Below are 15,181 nucleotides of genomic sequence, written 5' to 3' on the forward strand. Positions count from 1 at the left end.
GTTCAGTTCTCTTATCACGCCGCCAGCAAGGAGACGAAAGCTAAAAAGGCCAGGCCGAAACCGGTCCAGGTAACGCGTGAAACGGCGTTAAAGCGCAGCCGCGCCATGCTGTTTTCAAAGAGCGCGATAATCAGCACGCCCACCAGCAGTTTGACGACGGCCTGCGCCACGGCTATTACCAGGCCGCTCAGGCTGAAAGTCAGCATCTGGCCCCAGGGCACAAACACGCCGACAAACATCTGTAACACCACCAGTTGCTTGAGGCTGACGCCCCATTTCAGCAGCGCAAAGCCTGAACCGCTGTACTCCGACAGCGGGCCTTCCTGTAACTCCTGCTCCGCTTCGGCGAGATCGAACGGCAGCTTGCCCATTTCGATGAACGTGGCGAAGGCGCAGGCCGCGAGCGCCAGCACCAGCGTCAGGCTGTGCGCGACGGGCCAGTCATAGACGCGTGCGGCTATCTGGCTGATATGTGTTGAACCCGCCACCGTTGCCGCGACCCACAGGCCGAGCAGCAGAATCGGCTCCACCAGCACGCCCAGCATCGCCTCGCGGCTTGCGCCGATCCCGGTGAACGGGCTGCCGGTATCCAGCCCGGCAATGGCGAAAAAGAAGCGCGCGATGGCGAAGAGATAGATAAGCGTAATGAGATCGCCCGCTCCCGGCAGCGGCGAGTGAACGGTCACGACTGGCAGCGCGGCGGCGATGGTAAACATCACCGCCAGCATGGCGTACGGCGTGAACCGGAACACCCAGCCGGATGCCGCAGGTGCCACGCTCTGGCGGCCCAGCAGTTTGATGAGATCGCGATATTCCTGCAGCACGCCAGGCCCGCGACGGTTATGCAGGCGGGCGCGCGCCACGCGGGTGACGCCCGAAAGCAGCGGCGCGCAGGCAAACAGCACCAGCGCCTGTAAAAGAGGGAAAATTACGTTTTGCATCTCAGACTCCCCGTGAAATCACGACGACCAGCAACACGGCCAGTTCGACCGCCGCCAGACGACGACACAGCACCGGCAGGCCAGCGCTCTGCCAGCCCGGCAGCAGACGCGCCGGATTAAGGATGTGGCGTAACTGAATCAGCGGCGCGAAGGCGGCCTTGACGGGCCGTGCGAACCCATGCGCGGTAATGACCATCTCCGGCTCGTGGTCGTAACCACAGACCCAGGCGCTGCCGCGCGTGCGCGCCGGCAGGCGGTCGCCTTTAAAGAGCGTCATCAGCAGGAACGGCAGCAGCAGCGAGCCTGCCAGCAGCAGCGTAATCACCGGCTGCGAGACGGCAGTGCCTGCGGTGACGATCGGCAGCGGAACGGCGCGGCCCAGCAGCGGCAGCAGCCACGGCGCGGCAACGCCGCCTGCCACACAGCAAATCGCCAGCATCGCGACACAGAAGCGCATGAGCCAGGGCGCGTCAGTCGCCTGCGCAGCGGCCTGCGTGCGCGCCGCGCCGAGGAACGTCACACCGTAGACTTTCGCCATACACATCACCGCCAGCGCGCCGGTGATAGCGAGCCCCACCGCCAGCAGCGGCCCGAGCAGACGCGTGATAAACAGCGGCTGCGCGCCCAGGTTAAAGAACGCCTGATAAATCACCCATTCGCCCGCGAAGCCGTTAAGCGGCGGCAGCGCAGCCATCGCCATCAGGCCCACCAGCATGGAGATCGAAATAAGCGGCATGGTTTTGCCGATACCGCCGAGCTTTTCGATATCGCGCAGGCCGGTGCGGTGAAAGACCGCGCCCGCGCCGAGGAACAGCGTGGTTTTAAAGAGGCTGTGGTTGAAGAGGTGATAGAGCCCACCCACCAGACCGAGCGCCACCAGCGCAGGCTCACCAAGCGAAATCCCCGCAAGCCCCGCGCCGAGCCCCAGCAGGATAATGCCGATGTTTTCAAGCGTGTGGTACGCCAGCAGCCGGTGGATATTGTGCTCAAGCAGCGCGTAAAGCCCGCCGATAAACGCGGTCATCATGCCGAGCAGCAGCACCAGCACGCCGCACCAGAGCGGCAGCGCAGCGTTCATCAGCGAAAAGACCAGGATGCCGTACAGCCCCACTTTAAGCATCACGGCGGAAAAGAGCGCGGCGGCGGGCGCGGTGGCCTGCGCATGCCCCTGCACCACACCGCCGTGCAGCGGAATAACGCCTGCGAGCAGCCCGAAGCCTGCCAGCCCCGAGAGCCAGATGGTCGCGCTAAACGGCTGCCCGGCGGTAAGGGAACTTAACGCCAGCATGTCCAGCGTGCCGTACTGCCGCCACAACAGCCAGCAGGCGAGCGCCAGCAGCAGCGTGCCGAGACGCCCCAGCGCAAACCAGAGCTTTCCGCCCGCGCTGTCGCCGGTCAGGAATACCGCGGCGAGCGCCATAATTTCCGCCATCACCACCAGCGCGGCGAGGCTCTGCGCCGTGACCGCGAGCGTCGCGGCGCCAAGCAGCAGGTTAATCAGCGCCCCGCTGGCGCGCGCCTGCCCGTCGCGCGGAGGAATAAGCGTAAACAGGCAGATAAAAAATCCCGGCAGGCCGAGTGTCGCAAGCCATATGGCGTTAAAGGCGGTGAGGTGTACCGCGAGCGCGCCGATATGCGTGGCGAGCGGCCCGTCACTCACATGGAGCAACAACCAGCCGCCCGCCGCCAGTGCGCACAGGCAACCGAGCGCGCCACCAAGGCCACCAAGCAGCGCGCTGAGCGGCTTATGCCAGGCGCACAGCAGTGCGAGCACAAGCCCCGCGCCAAAGGCCGCCAGCGCGCCCTGATATAAGTAAATCGCGTTCATTATTCTCCTCCGCGCGGTTGCAGCAGCAGCGATAAATCGCCGAGGTCGGCGTTAATGGTCAGCTCGCGTTTACGGCGGCTGGCGCGGGCGATGTCGTGGTTATCGACAAGCTTCAGCGCGCCGGTCGGACAGGTACGTATGCAGGCCGGGCCGTCCGCGTCGAACTGGCAGAGATCGCACTTCACCGCCACAGCGCGCACGCCGGGGGTCCAGTCGAGAAACGCGCCGACGCGCGCAGGCGCAGGCGGCGCGGGGGGCGCTTTCGGGCTGTTGACGTTGGCCGGGATATGCAGCGGGCGGCTGCCGGAGAATTCAATCGCGCCGAACGGACAGGCGATGCCGCAGAGTTTGCAGCTCACGCACAGGCTTTCATTGAGCTGAATCGCCCCCGCCTCGCGGGTGATGGCGTTCGCCGGACAGACCTGCGCGCACGGCGCGTCTTCGCAGTGGTGGCACAGCTGCGGGGCGGAATCTTTTTGGTTACGCATAACCGTCAGGCGCGGCCTGGATTGCAGTCCATGCAGGCGGTGCGTCTCCGAACAGGCGGCCTCACAGGTGTGGCAGCCGATGCAGAGCGTGGAGTCGGCAATGATAAAACGGTTCACCAGGTGTTCCTCAGGTGATGGACATTTTTGACGAAAAGTGACGACGACGGACGATTTCGACAGTCAGCGACACCTCGCCCGGTTAATGTGACGACGCGTCGCGGGCCGCCAGGATCTCGCTGATGCGCAGCGGCGTATCCTGCTGCACGGCGTCATAGAGTCCGTCGACCAGCGCGCCGATTTTGTCGAGATAGTGCGCCAGCACCCGCTCGCGGTCGCGGATATCCACAACGCCATCCAGCAGGCCTTTTGCGTCGAGCTGCGCGGTGGCGAGCAGCGTCTCTTCGCTGCCGTCGCGGCGGGCTATCAGATAGTTAATGGTGCGGCAGTGAAAGCCTTCGGCCTGCTCCACGCGGATGGCGAAATGCTCAAAGAGAAAGAAGCACAGCCCGTTTTGCGGCTCGCAGCCGAGCGAGTGATGCAGCTTCTGGCGCGACAGCGTAATGGCCTGGACCAGCGTGTTGCAGTAGGTGTGCCAGTGCGTCTGTAACGCGCGGTGACGATCGGCGATAAATTCCGCCTTCTGGCTTAATTCGGAAAGGATCATGGTTATTGGCTCATTTAACAGAGATACCCGTCTTTAGCAGGAACCATGCCATTTTTTAATTTGCTGTTTTTTAATGATTTATTCTTAAACGTCACGTTTTAACGTCTGTCATGACGTGTCATTTCGACAGCCTCGACACCCGCCGCGACAGCCTCCCGCAGCGCCTCTCATGCGCTGGCACCGTTATTGCATTGCCTGTGGCATTCGCAAACGCAAAGCGTACCGGAGGCGTTATGCATGAACTTACCCTCTGCCAGCGGGCAGTAGAAATCATTGAACAACAGGCGCAGCAGCGTGGCGCACGAAAAGTCACTGGCGTGTGGCTGGAAATCGGCGCGTTCTCCTGCGTTGAGCGCGGCGCGCTGGAGTTTTGCTTTGATCTGGCGTGCCGCGACACCCGCGCCGAAGGCTGTACGCTGCATTTAAGCCAGCAGGAGGCGCAGTGCTGGTGCCCGCAGTGCCAACGCAATGTCGAGTTACTCACGATGCTGGTACGCCGCTGTCCGCATTGTCACAGCGCGGATCTGCGCATCGATGCCGATGACAGCGTGCAAATCAAGCGTCTCGAAATAGAACAGGAGTAGAAGATGTGTACGACCTGCGGTTGCCAGCACGGCAACCTTTATATAGAAGGCGATGAGCACAACCCGCATTCGCCGTTTCGCGCCGCCCCCTTTGCCGCCGCGCCGCGTGTCACGGCCCCCATCTCCAGCATAAACGTGAACGCGTTTACCCCTGACGAGGCACCGGATGGTTCTCTCAATTACGGCCTCGGCGAGGCGGGCACCCATGAGCCCGGCTTAAGCCAGCGCAAAATGGTGGAGATTGAAATCAATGTGCTCGATAAAAATAACCAGATTGCGCAGCGCAACCGCCAGCGTCTCGCCGCGCGCGGCCAGCTGGCGCTGAACCTGGTCTCCAGCCCCGGCTCCGGCAAAACAACGCTGCTCACCGAAACGCTTAAACGCCTGCGCGACACCACGCCCTGCGCCGTTATCGAAGGCGATCAGCAGACGGTAAACGACGCCGAGCGTATTCGCGCCACCGGTACGCCGGCGATTCAGGTCAATACCGGCAAAGGGTGTCATCTCGACGCGCAGATGGTCGAGGACGCGATGGCGCGGCTGCCGCTTGCCGATAACGGCGTGCTGTTTATTGAAAACGTCGGCAATCTGGTCTGCCCGGCGGGATTTGATCTCGGCGAGCGCCACAAAGTGGCGGTGCTCTCGGTAACCGAAGGCGAAGATAAGCCGCTCAAATACCCGCATATGTTCGCCGCCGCCTCGCTGATGCTGCTTAATAAAATCGACCTGCTGCCGTACCTGAACTTCGACGTTGAGAAATGCATGGCGTACGCGCGCGAGGTCAACCCGAACATCACTATCCTGCTGGTCTCCGCCACGCGCGGCGACGGCATGAGCGCGTGGCTCGCCTGGCTGGAGGAACAGCGATGTGCATAGGCATTCCGGGGCAAATCTGTGAACTGCTCACCGGCAATCTCGCGCGCGTCGAGGTGTGCGGCGTGCGGCGCGACGTTGACTTAACGCTGGTAGGCACGCAGGACGAGAACGGCCAGCCGCGCCTCGGCCAGTGGGTGCTGGTGCATGTCGGTTTCGCCATGAGCCTGATTAACGAGCGCGAGGCGCGCGAGACGCTGGAGGCGCTGCAAACCATGTTTGAAGTAGAGCCGGATGTCGGCGCGCTGCTGTATGGCGAGGAGAACCGCTGATGCGTTATGTCGATGAATACCGCAACCCGGAACGCGTGATGCGCCTGATTGACCGGCTGTGCGAACGCGCGCCGCGCTTAAGCCACACGGCGCAGAAACCGCTGCGCATTATGGAAGTGTGCGGTGGCCACACCCACGCTATTTTTAAATTTGGCCTCGACCGCCTGCTGCCGGAAAATGTTGAGTTTATCCACGGCCCCGGCTGCCCGGTCTGCGTGCTGCCGATGGGACGCATCGACAACGCGACCGAAATCGCCCGCCGCCCCGGCGTTATCTTCTGCACCTTCGGCGACGCCATGCGTGTGCCCGGTAAAAACGGCTCGCTGCTCCAGGCCAAAGCCGAAGGCGCGGACGTGCGTATCGTCTATTCGCCGATGGACGCGCTGAAGATCGCCGGGCAGAACCCGGCGCGCGAGGTGGTGTTTTTCGGCTTAGGCTTTGAAACCACCATGCCCGCCACAGCGCTGACGCTTATCCAGGCGAAAGCGCGCGGCGTACGCAATTTTTACTTTTTCTGCCAACACATTACGCTTATCCCGACGCTGCAAAGCCTGCTGGAGCAGCCGGATAACCAGATCGACGCGTTCCTGGCGCCGGGGCACGTCAGCATGGTGATCGGCACGCATCCGTATGATTTCATTGCCGGGCGTTTCGCGCGCCCGCTGGTGGTGGCCGGTTTTGAGCCGCTGGATCTGCTACAGGGCGTGCTGATGCTGGTTGAACAGCGCATCGCCGGAGAAAGCCGCGTGGAAAACCAGTACCGCCGCGTGGTGCCGGACGCGGGCAACCCGGCGGCGCAGCAGGCGATCGACACGGTGTTTTGTGTCGAGGGCGACAGCGAATGGCGCGGACTGGGCGTGATAAACCACTCCGGCGTGCGGCTTCGCGCGCCGTTTCAGTCCTTTGACGCCGAGGCGCATTTCGCGCCCGCACCACAGCAAGTCAACGATTCCCCCGACGCCCGCTGCGGCGAGGTGCTGACCGGTCGCTGTAAACCCGCCCAGTGCCCGCTCTTTGGCGCTCACTGTAACCCGCAAAACGCCTTCGGCGCGCTGATGGTCTCCTCGGAAGGAGCCTGCGCCGCCTGGTATCAGTATCGTTCAGAGGAGTGCGACGCATGAACACCATTACCCTCGCCCACGGCAGCGGCGGCCAGGCGATGCAGCAGTTGATCGACCGCCTGTTTATGCAGGCGTTTGCAAACCCGTGGCTGGCGGAGCAGGAAGATCAGGCGCGTCTGCCGCTCGCCGAACTGACGGCAGCTGGCGACCGGCTGGCGTTTTCCACCGACAGCTATGTTATCGACCCGCTGTTTTTCCCCGGCGGCGACATCGGCAAGCTCGCAGTTTGCGGCACGGCCAATGATGTCGCGGTGAGCGGTGCCGTTCCGCGCTGGCTCTCCTGCGGGTTTATTCTTGAAGAGGGGCTGGCAATGGCGACGCTTGAGAAAGTCGCCCACAGTATGGCCGCGACGGCGCGCGCGGCGGGCATCCAGATAGTCACCGGCGACACCAAAGTGGTGCCTCGCGGCGCGGCGGATAAGCTTTTTATCAATACCGCCGGGCTTGGGGCTATCCCTGCGGATATTCACTGGGGCGCGCAGCAGCTTGCGCCCGGCGACGTGCTGCTGGTCTCCGGCACGCTTGGCGATCACGGCGCGACGATTCTCAACCTGCGAGAACAACTGGGGCTTGAAGGAGAGCTTGCAAGCGACTGCGCCCTGCTCTCGCCGCTGATTCAGCAATTACGCGCCGTGCCTGGCGTGAAAGCCCTGCGCGACGCCACCCGCGGCGGCGTTAACGCCGTGGTACACGAGTTCGCGGCAAGCGCGGGCTGTGGGATCGAATTACAGGAGCGCGCGCTGCCGCTGAAACCCGCCGTGCGCGGCGTTTGCGAGCTGCTCGGGCTGGATGCGCTGAATTTCGCCAACGAAGGCAAACTGGTGATAGGCGTGGCGCGCGAGGCGGCGCAACACGTGCTGGAAGCACTGCGTGCGCATCCGCTGGGGCAGGATGCGGCCATTATCGGTGAGGTCGTGGCGCAAAAAGGCGTGCGGCTCGCCGGGATTTACGGCGTGAAGCGCACGCTTGATCTGCCGCATAGCGAACCTTTACCCCGGATCTGCTAAACCCTGTTTTTGCGCAAGAACCTGATAAACAGGCTGTGCCTACAATATTGATTTACGTTTCTGCACGTTGCGAACGCATTCTGGATGAGCCAATGTCATACACACCCATGAGCGATCTCGGCCAGCAAGGGCTGTTCGACATCACTCGCACTCTGATGCGCCAGCCCGATCTCTGCGCGCTGGCGGAGGCGCTGAAATCGCTGCTTAACGCCTCCGGCATGGCGGATCGGGTTAACATTCTGCTGTATCACCCGAAACATCAGCGTACCTGTTTTTACAGCGTCGACAGCGTCGGCAATGCTGTGACGTATGAAGACGAAACGGTGCTCTCTCACGGCCCGGTGCGTCGGCTGCTCTCGCGCCCCGAAGTGCTGCACTGCCAGTATGACGAATTCGCCGAGACCTGGCCGCAGCTTGCGGCACTCCCGCTCTACCCGGCCTTTGGCTACTACTGCCTGGCCCCGCTCGCCGCCGAAGGCCATATTTTCGGCGGCTGCGAGTTTATTCGCGACACGCCCGAAAGCTTTAGCGAAAAAGAGTTTTCCCGGCTGCAGACGCTGACGCAAATCGTGAGCGTCGCGGCGGAGCAAATCCAGACGCGGCTTGGCAACAGCCAGGATTACGCGCTGCTGTGCCGGGAGCGCGACGACTTTCGCATTCTGGTCGCCATCACTAACGCGGTGCTCTCCAAACTGCATCTCGACGAGCTGGTGACCGAGATTTCGCATGAGATCCACCGCTATTTCAGCATCGACTCCATCAGTATCGTCCTGCCGGCGGCGCGCAAAGGCAAACTGACGATTTACTCCACGCACTATGTCGATGAAGCCGCGCCGCTGCACGATCAGAGCGAAGTGCAGGAGAAAGGCACCCTCTCGGCGCGCGTGTTCAGCTCGCGCGAAATGCTGCTGGTGAATCTGCACCAGCGCGACGATCTCGCGCCTTACGAACAGATGCTGTTTGAGATGTGGGATAACCAGATCCAGACCATCTGCCTGCTGCCGCTGATGTTTGGCGAGAAGATGCTGGGCGTGCTGAAGCTCGCACAGTGCGAGGAGCATATTTTCACCGCCGCTAATTTAAAACTGCTGCGCCAGATTGCCGAGCGCATCGCGATTGCGGTGGATAACGCGCTGGCGTACCAGGAGATCCACCGCCTTAAAGAGCGGCTGGTGGATGAGAACCTGGCGCTGACCGAGCAGATTAACAATGTTCCGGCGGATTTCGGCGAAATCATCGGGCGATCGGATGCGATGATGGCCGTGATGAAGCAGGTGGAAATGGTCGCCAAAAGCGACAGTACGGTGCTAATTCTTGGCGAAACCGGCACCGGCAAAGAGCTTATCGCGCGCGCGATTCATAACCTGAGCGACCGCAACGGGCGGCGCATGGTGAAGATGAACTGCGCGGCGATGCCCGCAGGGCTTCTGGAAAGCGATCTCTTCGGCCATGAGCGCGGCGCGTTTACCGGCGCCAGCGCCCAGCGCATCGGGCGTTTTGAGCTTGCCGATAAAAGCAGCCTGTTTCTGGATGAAGTGGGCGATATGCCGCTGGATTTGCAGCCGAAACTGCTGCGCGTGTTGCAGGAGCAGGAGTTTGAGCGGCTCGGCAGCAACAAAGTTATCCAGACCGACGTGCGGCTGATTGCCGCCACCAACCGCGATTTACGCCAGATGGTGGCGGACCGCGAGTTCAGAAGCGATCTTTACTACCGCCTGAACGTTTTCCCGATCCATCTGCCGCCGCTGCGCGAGCGCCCGGAGGATATTCCGCTGCTGGTGAAGGCGTTCACCTTTAAAATCGCGCGCCGTCTGGGGCGCAGCATCGACAGTATTCCCGCCGAAACTCTGCATGCTCTGAGCGAGATGGAGTGGCAGGGTAACGTGCGCGAGCTGGAGAACGTGATTGAGCGCGCGGTGCTGTTGACGCGCGGCAATGTGTTGCAGCTCTCGTTGCCGGAGCTGACGCCGCGTCCGGCGAAAAAACCGGTCGCGCCGCCCGTTGATGTGCGCGACGGTGAAGATGAGGTGGCGCGGATAACGCGGGTTTTGAAGGAAACCAACGGGGTGATCGCCGGGCCAAAAGGCGCCGCCGCGCGCCTGGGCGTGAAGCGCACAACGCTGCTTTCACGAATGAAGCGGCTGGGAATCGATAAGGAAGCGCTGTAAGCGTTGCGGTTTTGGGGAGTGATTTTTGGCGGGGGATTTTTGGCGGGGGATTTTTGGCGGGTGCGCTGCGCTTACCCGCCCTACGATGACGGTGGGGCTCCTCTTGTAGGGTGGGTAAGCGGAGCGCACCCACCGTTTTTTTCACCCGGCCACAAAACGAACGGTAAGGTAATGGTTTTACTCCGGCTAAAAAAAAAGCGGCCCATCAGGGCCGATTTTCCGCCAGGAGCCGGGATTGCAAAGGGGGCGGCGGCGAGCCCCCTTTGCACGTTCGCGTGATACGTACATCCATATAAAGGGAACATTATGGCGAACGGAACGTGTTCACCGCCCTGGTATATATCATCTGAACACCTGCCTGATGGCGGGTGCGCTGCGCTTACCCGCCCTACGGCAATGGTGGTTTTCGTTTACTGGCGGGTGCGCTACGCTTACCCGCCCTACGCTAACGGCGGCTTTCGTTTGCTGGCGGGTGCGCTGCGCTTACCCGCCCTACACGAATCACTCACCCTTAAACATCGGCGGCGGGCGGCGGAAACGGCGCGTCAGCCACGTCAGATACATCAGCCCCAGCGCGGCCCAGATAAGCCCCATCGTCAGCGAACTCTTCTCCAGATTCAGCCACAGCACCGCAACCGTCAGCGCGCCCACCAGCGGAAGGATCAGATAATTAATCCGGTCCTTCCAGCCTTTATTGCGCCCTTCCCGCAGGAAAAAGTGATTCACCACCGAAAGGTTCACAAACGTAAACGCCACCAGCGCGCCGAAGTTAATCAGCGCCGTCGCAGTCACCAGGTCAAAAGAAAGCGCGCTCAGCGCCACGACGCCCACCAGAATCACGTTCAGCGCGGGCGTGCGCCATTTCGGGTGCACATAGCCAAAGACCTTTTCCGGGAAGACGTTATCGCGGCCCATCACATACAGCAGGCGCGACACGCTGGCGTGCGACGCAAGACCAGACGCCAGCGTGTTCACAAACGTACAGCACAGGAAAACCGACTGGAACAGCTTGCCGCCCACGTAAAGCGCGATTTCCGGCAGCGCCGCGTCCGGCTCTTTAAAGCGTCCCATCGTCGGGAAAAAGAGCTGAATAAAAAACGAGGCCGCGATGAAAATCACGCCGCCGTAAAGTGCTGTCAGAAAAATCGCCCGCGGAATGGTTTTGCCCGCATCCGGCGTCTCTTCTGAAAGCGTCGTTACCGCGTCGAATCCGAGAAACGAAAAACAGACGATGGTCGCTCCGGTGATAATCGGCAACAGCTGCGCGTTTTCACTGACAAACGGCTGTACCGACCAGATGGTGCCCGTCCCCTCGCCCTTATGCAGACCGTGGATCACCAGGAAAATAAACACCACGATGATCGCCACCTGCACCGTCACAAACAGCGTGTTGAAATTCGCCACCAGATTGACGCTTTTCAGGTTCGCGAGCGTCATGATGCCCACGTAAAGCACCACCCAGATCCACTGCGGCACGTCGGGGAACATCGCGGAGAGATAGAGCTTCGCCAGCAGCACGTTGATCATCGGCAGGAACAGATAATCGAGCAGCGACGACCAGCCCACCAGAAACCCGACGTGCGGGTTAATCGCCTGCTGGGCGTAGGTATAGGCGGAGCCTGCCGTCGGAAAGCGCTTGACCAGTTTGCCGTAACTGATGGCGGTAAACAGCACGCCCGCCAGCGCCAGCAAATAAGAGGCCGGCACGTGGCCGTTACTGATACCGGATACAATGCCGAAGGTGTCGAACACGGTCATAGGGGTCAGATAGGCCAGGCCCATCATCACCACCTGCCAGAGTTTGAGCGATTTGCGCAGCTGCGGACGCGCCGCGGCAACGTTGAGATCGTAGTTAATCGCCATCGCGCGTCCCCCCTTTCGTCTCTGTGATTCGTCGCGAAACAGAGGCCGGAGGGAGTCGTCGTGACGCGCGCTGAAAACGCGGATGAAGCAATGCCTCGGGCGCGGGCCCGTAGTTACTGCGGCTCAGGCGGGTGCCCGCGCGCAGCGGACAGACATAAAGTGGCACCATCTCAATATCCTCGTAACGTATCCTGAACGTCGTCTGTAAACCGCTGTCGCGCGCTAATCCTTCACGCGACACCGGAAAAGCCGGCGCAACAGGCCCGGCGAGCTTTTGCCGCGGCCTTCTGTGGCGCGGCATGGTGCGTACTGAATCCGCTTTGGGTATTAACAACCTGTAGCCTGGATAACGCCCGCCTGCCATAAAAGCGGGGAAAGTTTCAGGCCAGCCGTCAGGCGTTTTTCAGCATCCACTCAATTTCCGTTTCGGTGATGAGCCGCTCAAACTGGATAAGCTCGTCGTTCTTGCAGGCGTGAAACACCTCGCAAAAACGCGCGCCCAGCCGCTCGCGCATCGCCGGATGAACCTGGAATTCATACAGGGCGTCGCTCTGGCGGATAGGAAACGGCGCTCCTTCCTGCTCCAGACCGTTGCCTTCCACCGCCTCTGGCAGCGGCAAGTCGTTTTCCAGGCCGTGCACTATACCTGCAAGTACCGCAGACATCACGAGATAAGGGTTCGCATCCGCGCCCGCCACGCGATATTCCACGCGGTGGCTGTCGCGATCGCCGCAGGGAATGCGCAGCGCGACGGTGCGGTTGTTGTGGCCCCACGAGGCCTGAGTCGGGACATACATTCCCGGCTGGAAACGGCGGTAGGAGTTAACGTTTGGCGCAAGCAGCGCCATTGAGGCGGGCATCATGTCGATCATCCCGGCGAGCGCCTGCTTAAGCAGCGCGGAATCGTCACCGTCGGGGAGCGCCAGCACATTCTGCCCATTATCATCAACGATGCTGATATGAATGTGCATTCCGCTACCGGCGTGCTCTTCATAGGGTTTAGCCATAAAGGTGGCCTGCATGCCGTGTTTTTCGGCCACCAGCCGCACGAGGCGCTTGAGCGCCAGCGCGTGATCGCACGCCTGTAAGACGTTATCGGTGTGATGCAGGTTAATTTCAAACTGGCCCGGCGAGGCTTCCGCCACCGCGCCGTCGGCAGGGATCTGCTGCATACGCGCCAGCTCGTCGATATCGCTTAACACATCAGCGAAGCGATCAAGATTATCGACTGAATAGACCTGGCTTTGCGTGTTGCGATCCTGAGTGCCGGGCGCGCACGGCGGCTGGAGATAGCCTTCGGCGTCACGCTGGCGGTCAATGAGATAGAACTCCAGCTCTACCGCTACCACGGGGTGCAGACCGCGCTGGCGCAGCTGCTGCCAGAGCCGGTTCAGCACGTTGCGCGGCTCAACGTCAAAGGGAGTACCATCTTCATCCTGCATGGTGAGCAGGAGCTGCCCGAGATACTCCGGGTCAGTGGCCGACGGCACCAGGCTTCCCAGTACCGGCACGCAGCGGCGGTCCGGCTCGCCGAGATCCTGCCCTAACCCCGCCTCTTCCACCACATTGCCCAGAATATCCATCGCAAAAACCGAAGCCGGGAAATAACAGCCTTTCTCGACTTTTAAAAGACCCGCCACAGGGATGCGTTTGCCGCGAAAACAGCCGTTGAGATCCGTCAGCATTACGTCGACATACTCGGTCAACGGGTAACGCTCAAGATAGGCATTCACTTCGCGGGCAAACGCACTGGTTCGCCTCTCTTCACTGTGATGCACAAAGTTTTCTACTTCCACGATATTGGTTTCCATGATTCACCGCCGTTGTTGCAGATGCCGGTCCCGCAATCAGACCGTTCGATATAATTTCCACTTTTAGAATCTAGATGCAACAGAAATGTTTTTCAAATGTTAAATCTCGTTTGAATTTTGGTTACAACGCTGCTAGATTGAGAAAATATTGAACAGAAGGCGGTGCAAACGTAGCGTTTGTGCAGAATTTAGACCAGCGCGAGAGGACAGCATGGGCATTATATTTAACAGGCCGATGATAGGCGTCGTGATGTGCAGAAACAGTATCAAGGGGCACCCAAGCCAGACGTTACAAGAGAAGTACATTAACGCCGTGCTGAACGCTGGCGGCTTGCCGGTGCCCCTGCCTCATATCGTCGCTGAGTCTGTTCTTCTCGATCAGCTACTCGCTGAACTTGACGGCATTATGCTGCCGGGCAGCCCCAGCAACGTTCAGCCGCACCTGTATGGTGAAAACGGCGATGAGCCTGCCGCCGATCCCGGGCGGGACACTCTGAGCATCGCGCTGATAGAGCGCGCGCTGGAAAGGCGCATTCCCCTTTTCGCCATCTGTCGCGGGCTTCAGGAACTGGTTGTCGCCACCGGGGGGACGCTGTATCGTCGGCTGTTTGACGAGCCGGAACTGCTGGAACACCGCGAAGATCCTGAACTGCCGCTGGACCAGCAGTACGCGCCCTCTCACGAGGTGCAGGTAGTGCCGGGAGGGCTTCTTGGCAAACTGATACCGGGCTGCAACACGTTTTGGGTAAATTCGCTGCATGGCCAGGGCGCCCGCACGCTGGGCGCGCGGCTGCGTGTGGAAGCGCGCTCGCCGGATGGCCTTGTGGAAGCCGCAAGCGTTATCGATCACCCGTTTGCACTGGGGGTGCAGTGGCACCCGGAATGGAACAGCAGCGAGTACGCACTCTCGCGGCTGTTGTTTGAAGGTTTTATTACCGCCTGTCGGGGGTTTCGGGCCGAGAAGCCCCGACCCGCCTGACGTTACTATGAAGGAAGAGACTCTATGAGCGATGTCACCCTGGCGCCGGGGAAGCGTTTAGCGCAGATCCGCCAGCAACTGGGTTTGTCGCAGCGCCGCGTCGCTGAACTTTCCGGGCTTACGCACAGCGCTATCAGCACCATTGAACAGGACAAAGTGAGTCCGGCCATCAGCACGCTGCAAAAGCTGCTGAAGGTGTACGGGCTCTCGCTGTCGGAATTTTTTGCCGAACCAGAAAAACCGGACGAACCGCAGGTGGTCATCAATCAGGAAGATTTGATTGAGATAGGCAGCCAGGGCGTCTCGATGAAGCTGATTCATAACGGGAATCCGCATCGCACGCTGGCGATGCTGTTTGAAACGTACCAGCCCGGCACCACGACCGGGGAGAGGATCAAACACCAGGGTGAAGAGATTGGCACCCTGCTGGAAGGGGAAATCGTGCTGACCGTTAACGGCCAGACGTTCCACCTGACCGCAGGCCAGAGCTATGCCATCAATACCGGCATACCTCACAGCTTCAGCAATACCTCGGCCGGGATCTGTCGCATCATCAGCGCGCACACGCCCACTACCTTCTGA

The 15,181-nt window shown here is 60.9% G+C and carries 14 protein-coding genes; 8 read left to right on the forward strand and 6 right to left on the reverse strand.

What is annotated here, in order from left to right:
• Positions 1 to 14 precede the first annotated feature (14 nt).
• The 4 genes from CSK29544_RS16520 to hycA form a co-directional block, all read right to left on the reverse strand.
• Complete coding sequence (locus CSK29544_RS16520) at positions 15 to 941, reverse strand: respiratory chain complex I subunit 1 family protein (protein ID WP_007899481.1); 927 nt, start codon at positions 939 to 941, stop codon at positions 15 to 17.
• A gap of 1 nt (position 942) precedes the next feature.
• On the reverse strand, positions 943 to 2,769 hold the full coding sequence (gene hycC, locus CSK29544_RS16525; protein ID WP_007899482.1) for a formate hydrogenlyase subunit 3: 1,827 nt from the start codon (positions 2,767 to 2,769) through the stop codon (positions 943 to 945).
• A complete protein-coding gene (locus tag CSK29544_RS16530) occupies positions 2,769 to 3,374 on the reverse strand; it encodes a 4Fe-4S dicluster domain-containing protein (protein WP_007899483.1) in 606 nt (201 codons plus the stop codon). Before CSK29544_RS16530 ends, hycC begins: the two co-directional genes overlap by 1 nt.
• Positions 3,375 to 3,456: 82 nt before the next feature.
• Entirely contained in the window at positions 3,457 to 3,921 is a 465-nt protein-coding gene (gene hycA / locus CSK29544_RS16535; protein ID WP_004385378.1) for a formate hydrogenlyase regulator HycA, read from the reverse strand.
• Between the two features lie 233 nt (positions 3,922 to 4,154).
• On the opposite strand from hycA, the gene hypA reads away from it, so the two are divergent.
• From hypA to flhA, 6 genes are all read left to right on the forward strand, one after another.
• A complete protein-coding gene (hypA, locus tag CSK29544_RS16540) occupies positions 4,155 to 4,505 on the forward strand; it encodes a hydrogenase maturation nickel metallochaperone HypA (protein WP_007899484.1) in 351 nt (116 codons plus the stop codon).
• Between the two features lie 3 nt (positions 4,506 to 4,508).
• A complete protein-coding gene (gene hypB / locus CSK29544_RS16545; protein ID WP_007899487.1) occupies positions 4,509 to 5,381 on the forward strand; it encodes a hydrogenase nickel incorporation protein HypB in 873 nt (290 codons plus the stop codon).
• A complete protein-coding gene (locus CSK29544_RS16550; protein WP_007899489.1) occupies positions 5,372 to 5,650 on the forward strand; it encodes a HypC/HybG/HupF family hydrogenase formation chaperone in 279 nt (92 codons plus the stop codon). The genes hypB and CSK29544_RS16550 overlap by 10 nt, the downstream gene beginning before the upstream one ends.
• Positions 5,650 to 6,771, forward strand: a complete 1,122-nt coding sequence (gene hypD / locus CSK29544_RS16555; RefSeq protein WP_007899493.1) for a hydrogenase formation protein HypD — start codon at positions 5,650 to 5,652, stop codon at positions 6,769 to 6,771. The genes CSK29544_RS16550 and hypD overlap by 1 nt, the downstream gene beginning before the upstream one ends.
• Positions 6,768 to 7,778, forward strand: a complete 1,011-nt coding sequence (gene hypE / locus CSK29544_RS16560; RefSeq protein WP_007899496.1) for a hydrogenase expression/formation protein HypE — start codon at positions 6,768 to 6,770, stop codon at positions 7,776 to 7,778. The genes hypD and hypE overlap by 4 nt, the downstream gene beginning before the upstream one ends.
• 92 nt (positions 7,779 to 7,870) lie before the next feature.
• Positions 7,871 to 9,946, forward strand: coding sequence for a formate hydrogenlyase transcriptional activator FlhA (gene flhA / locus CSK29544_RS16565; RefSeq protein WP_029038960.1), 2,076 nt, complete (start codon positions 7,871 to 7,873; stop codon positions 9,944 to 9,946).
• 501 nt (positions 9,947 to 10,447) lie between these two features.
• On the opposite strand, the gene CSK29544_RS16570 is transcribed toward flhA, so the two are convergent.
• Together CSK29544_RS16570 and CSK29544_RS16575 are read right to left on the reverse strand one after the other, a co-directional pair.
• Complete coding sequence (locus tag CSK29544_RS16570) at positions 10,448 to 11,809, reverse strand: APC family permease (protein ID WP_004386883.1); 1,362 nt, start codon at positions 11,807 to 11,809, stop codon at positions 10,448 to 10,450.
• Positions 11,810 to 12,201: 392 nt separating this feature from the next.
• Positions 12,202 to 13,620, reverse strand: coding sequence for a glutamine synthetase family protein (locus tag CSK29544_RS16575; protein ID WP_012124971.1), 1,419 nt, complete (start codon positions 13,618 to 13,620; stop codon positions 12,202 to 12,204).
• A gap of 211 nt (positions 13,621 to 13,831) precedes the next feature.
• Between CSK29544_RS16575 and puuD the strand changes: the two genes are divergently transcribed.
• Complete coding sequence (puuD, locus tag CSK29544_RS16580; protein WP_007902563.1) at positions 13,832 to 14,599, forward strand: gamma-glutamyl-gamma-aminobutyrate hydrolase; 768 nt, start codon at positions 13,832 to 13,834, stop codon at positions 14,597 to 14,599.
• Between the two features lie 24 nt (positions 14,600 to 14,623).
• Positions 14,624 to 15,181, forward strand: a complete 558-nt coding sequence (gene puuR, locus CSK29544_RS16585; protein ID WP_004386885.1) for an HTH-type transcriptional regulator PuuR — start codon at positions 14,624 to 14,626, stop codon at positions 15,179 to 15,181.

This window comes from Cronobacter sakazakii, from assembly GCF_000982825.1.
In the GTDB taxonomy this organism is placed as follows: Bacteria; Pseudomonadota; Gammaproteobacteria; order Enterobacterales; family Enterobacteriaceae; genus Cronobacter; species Cronobacter sakazakii.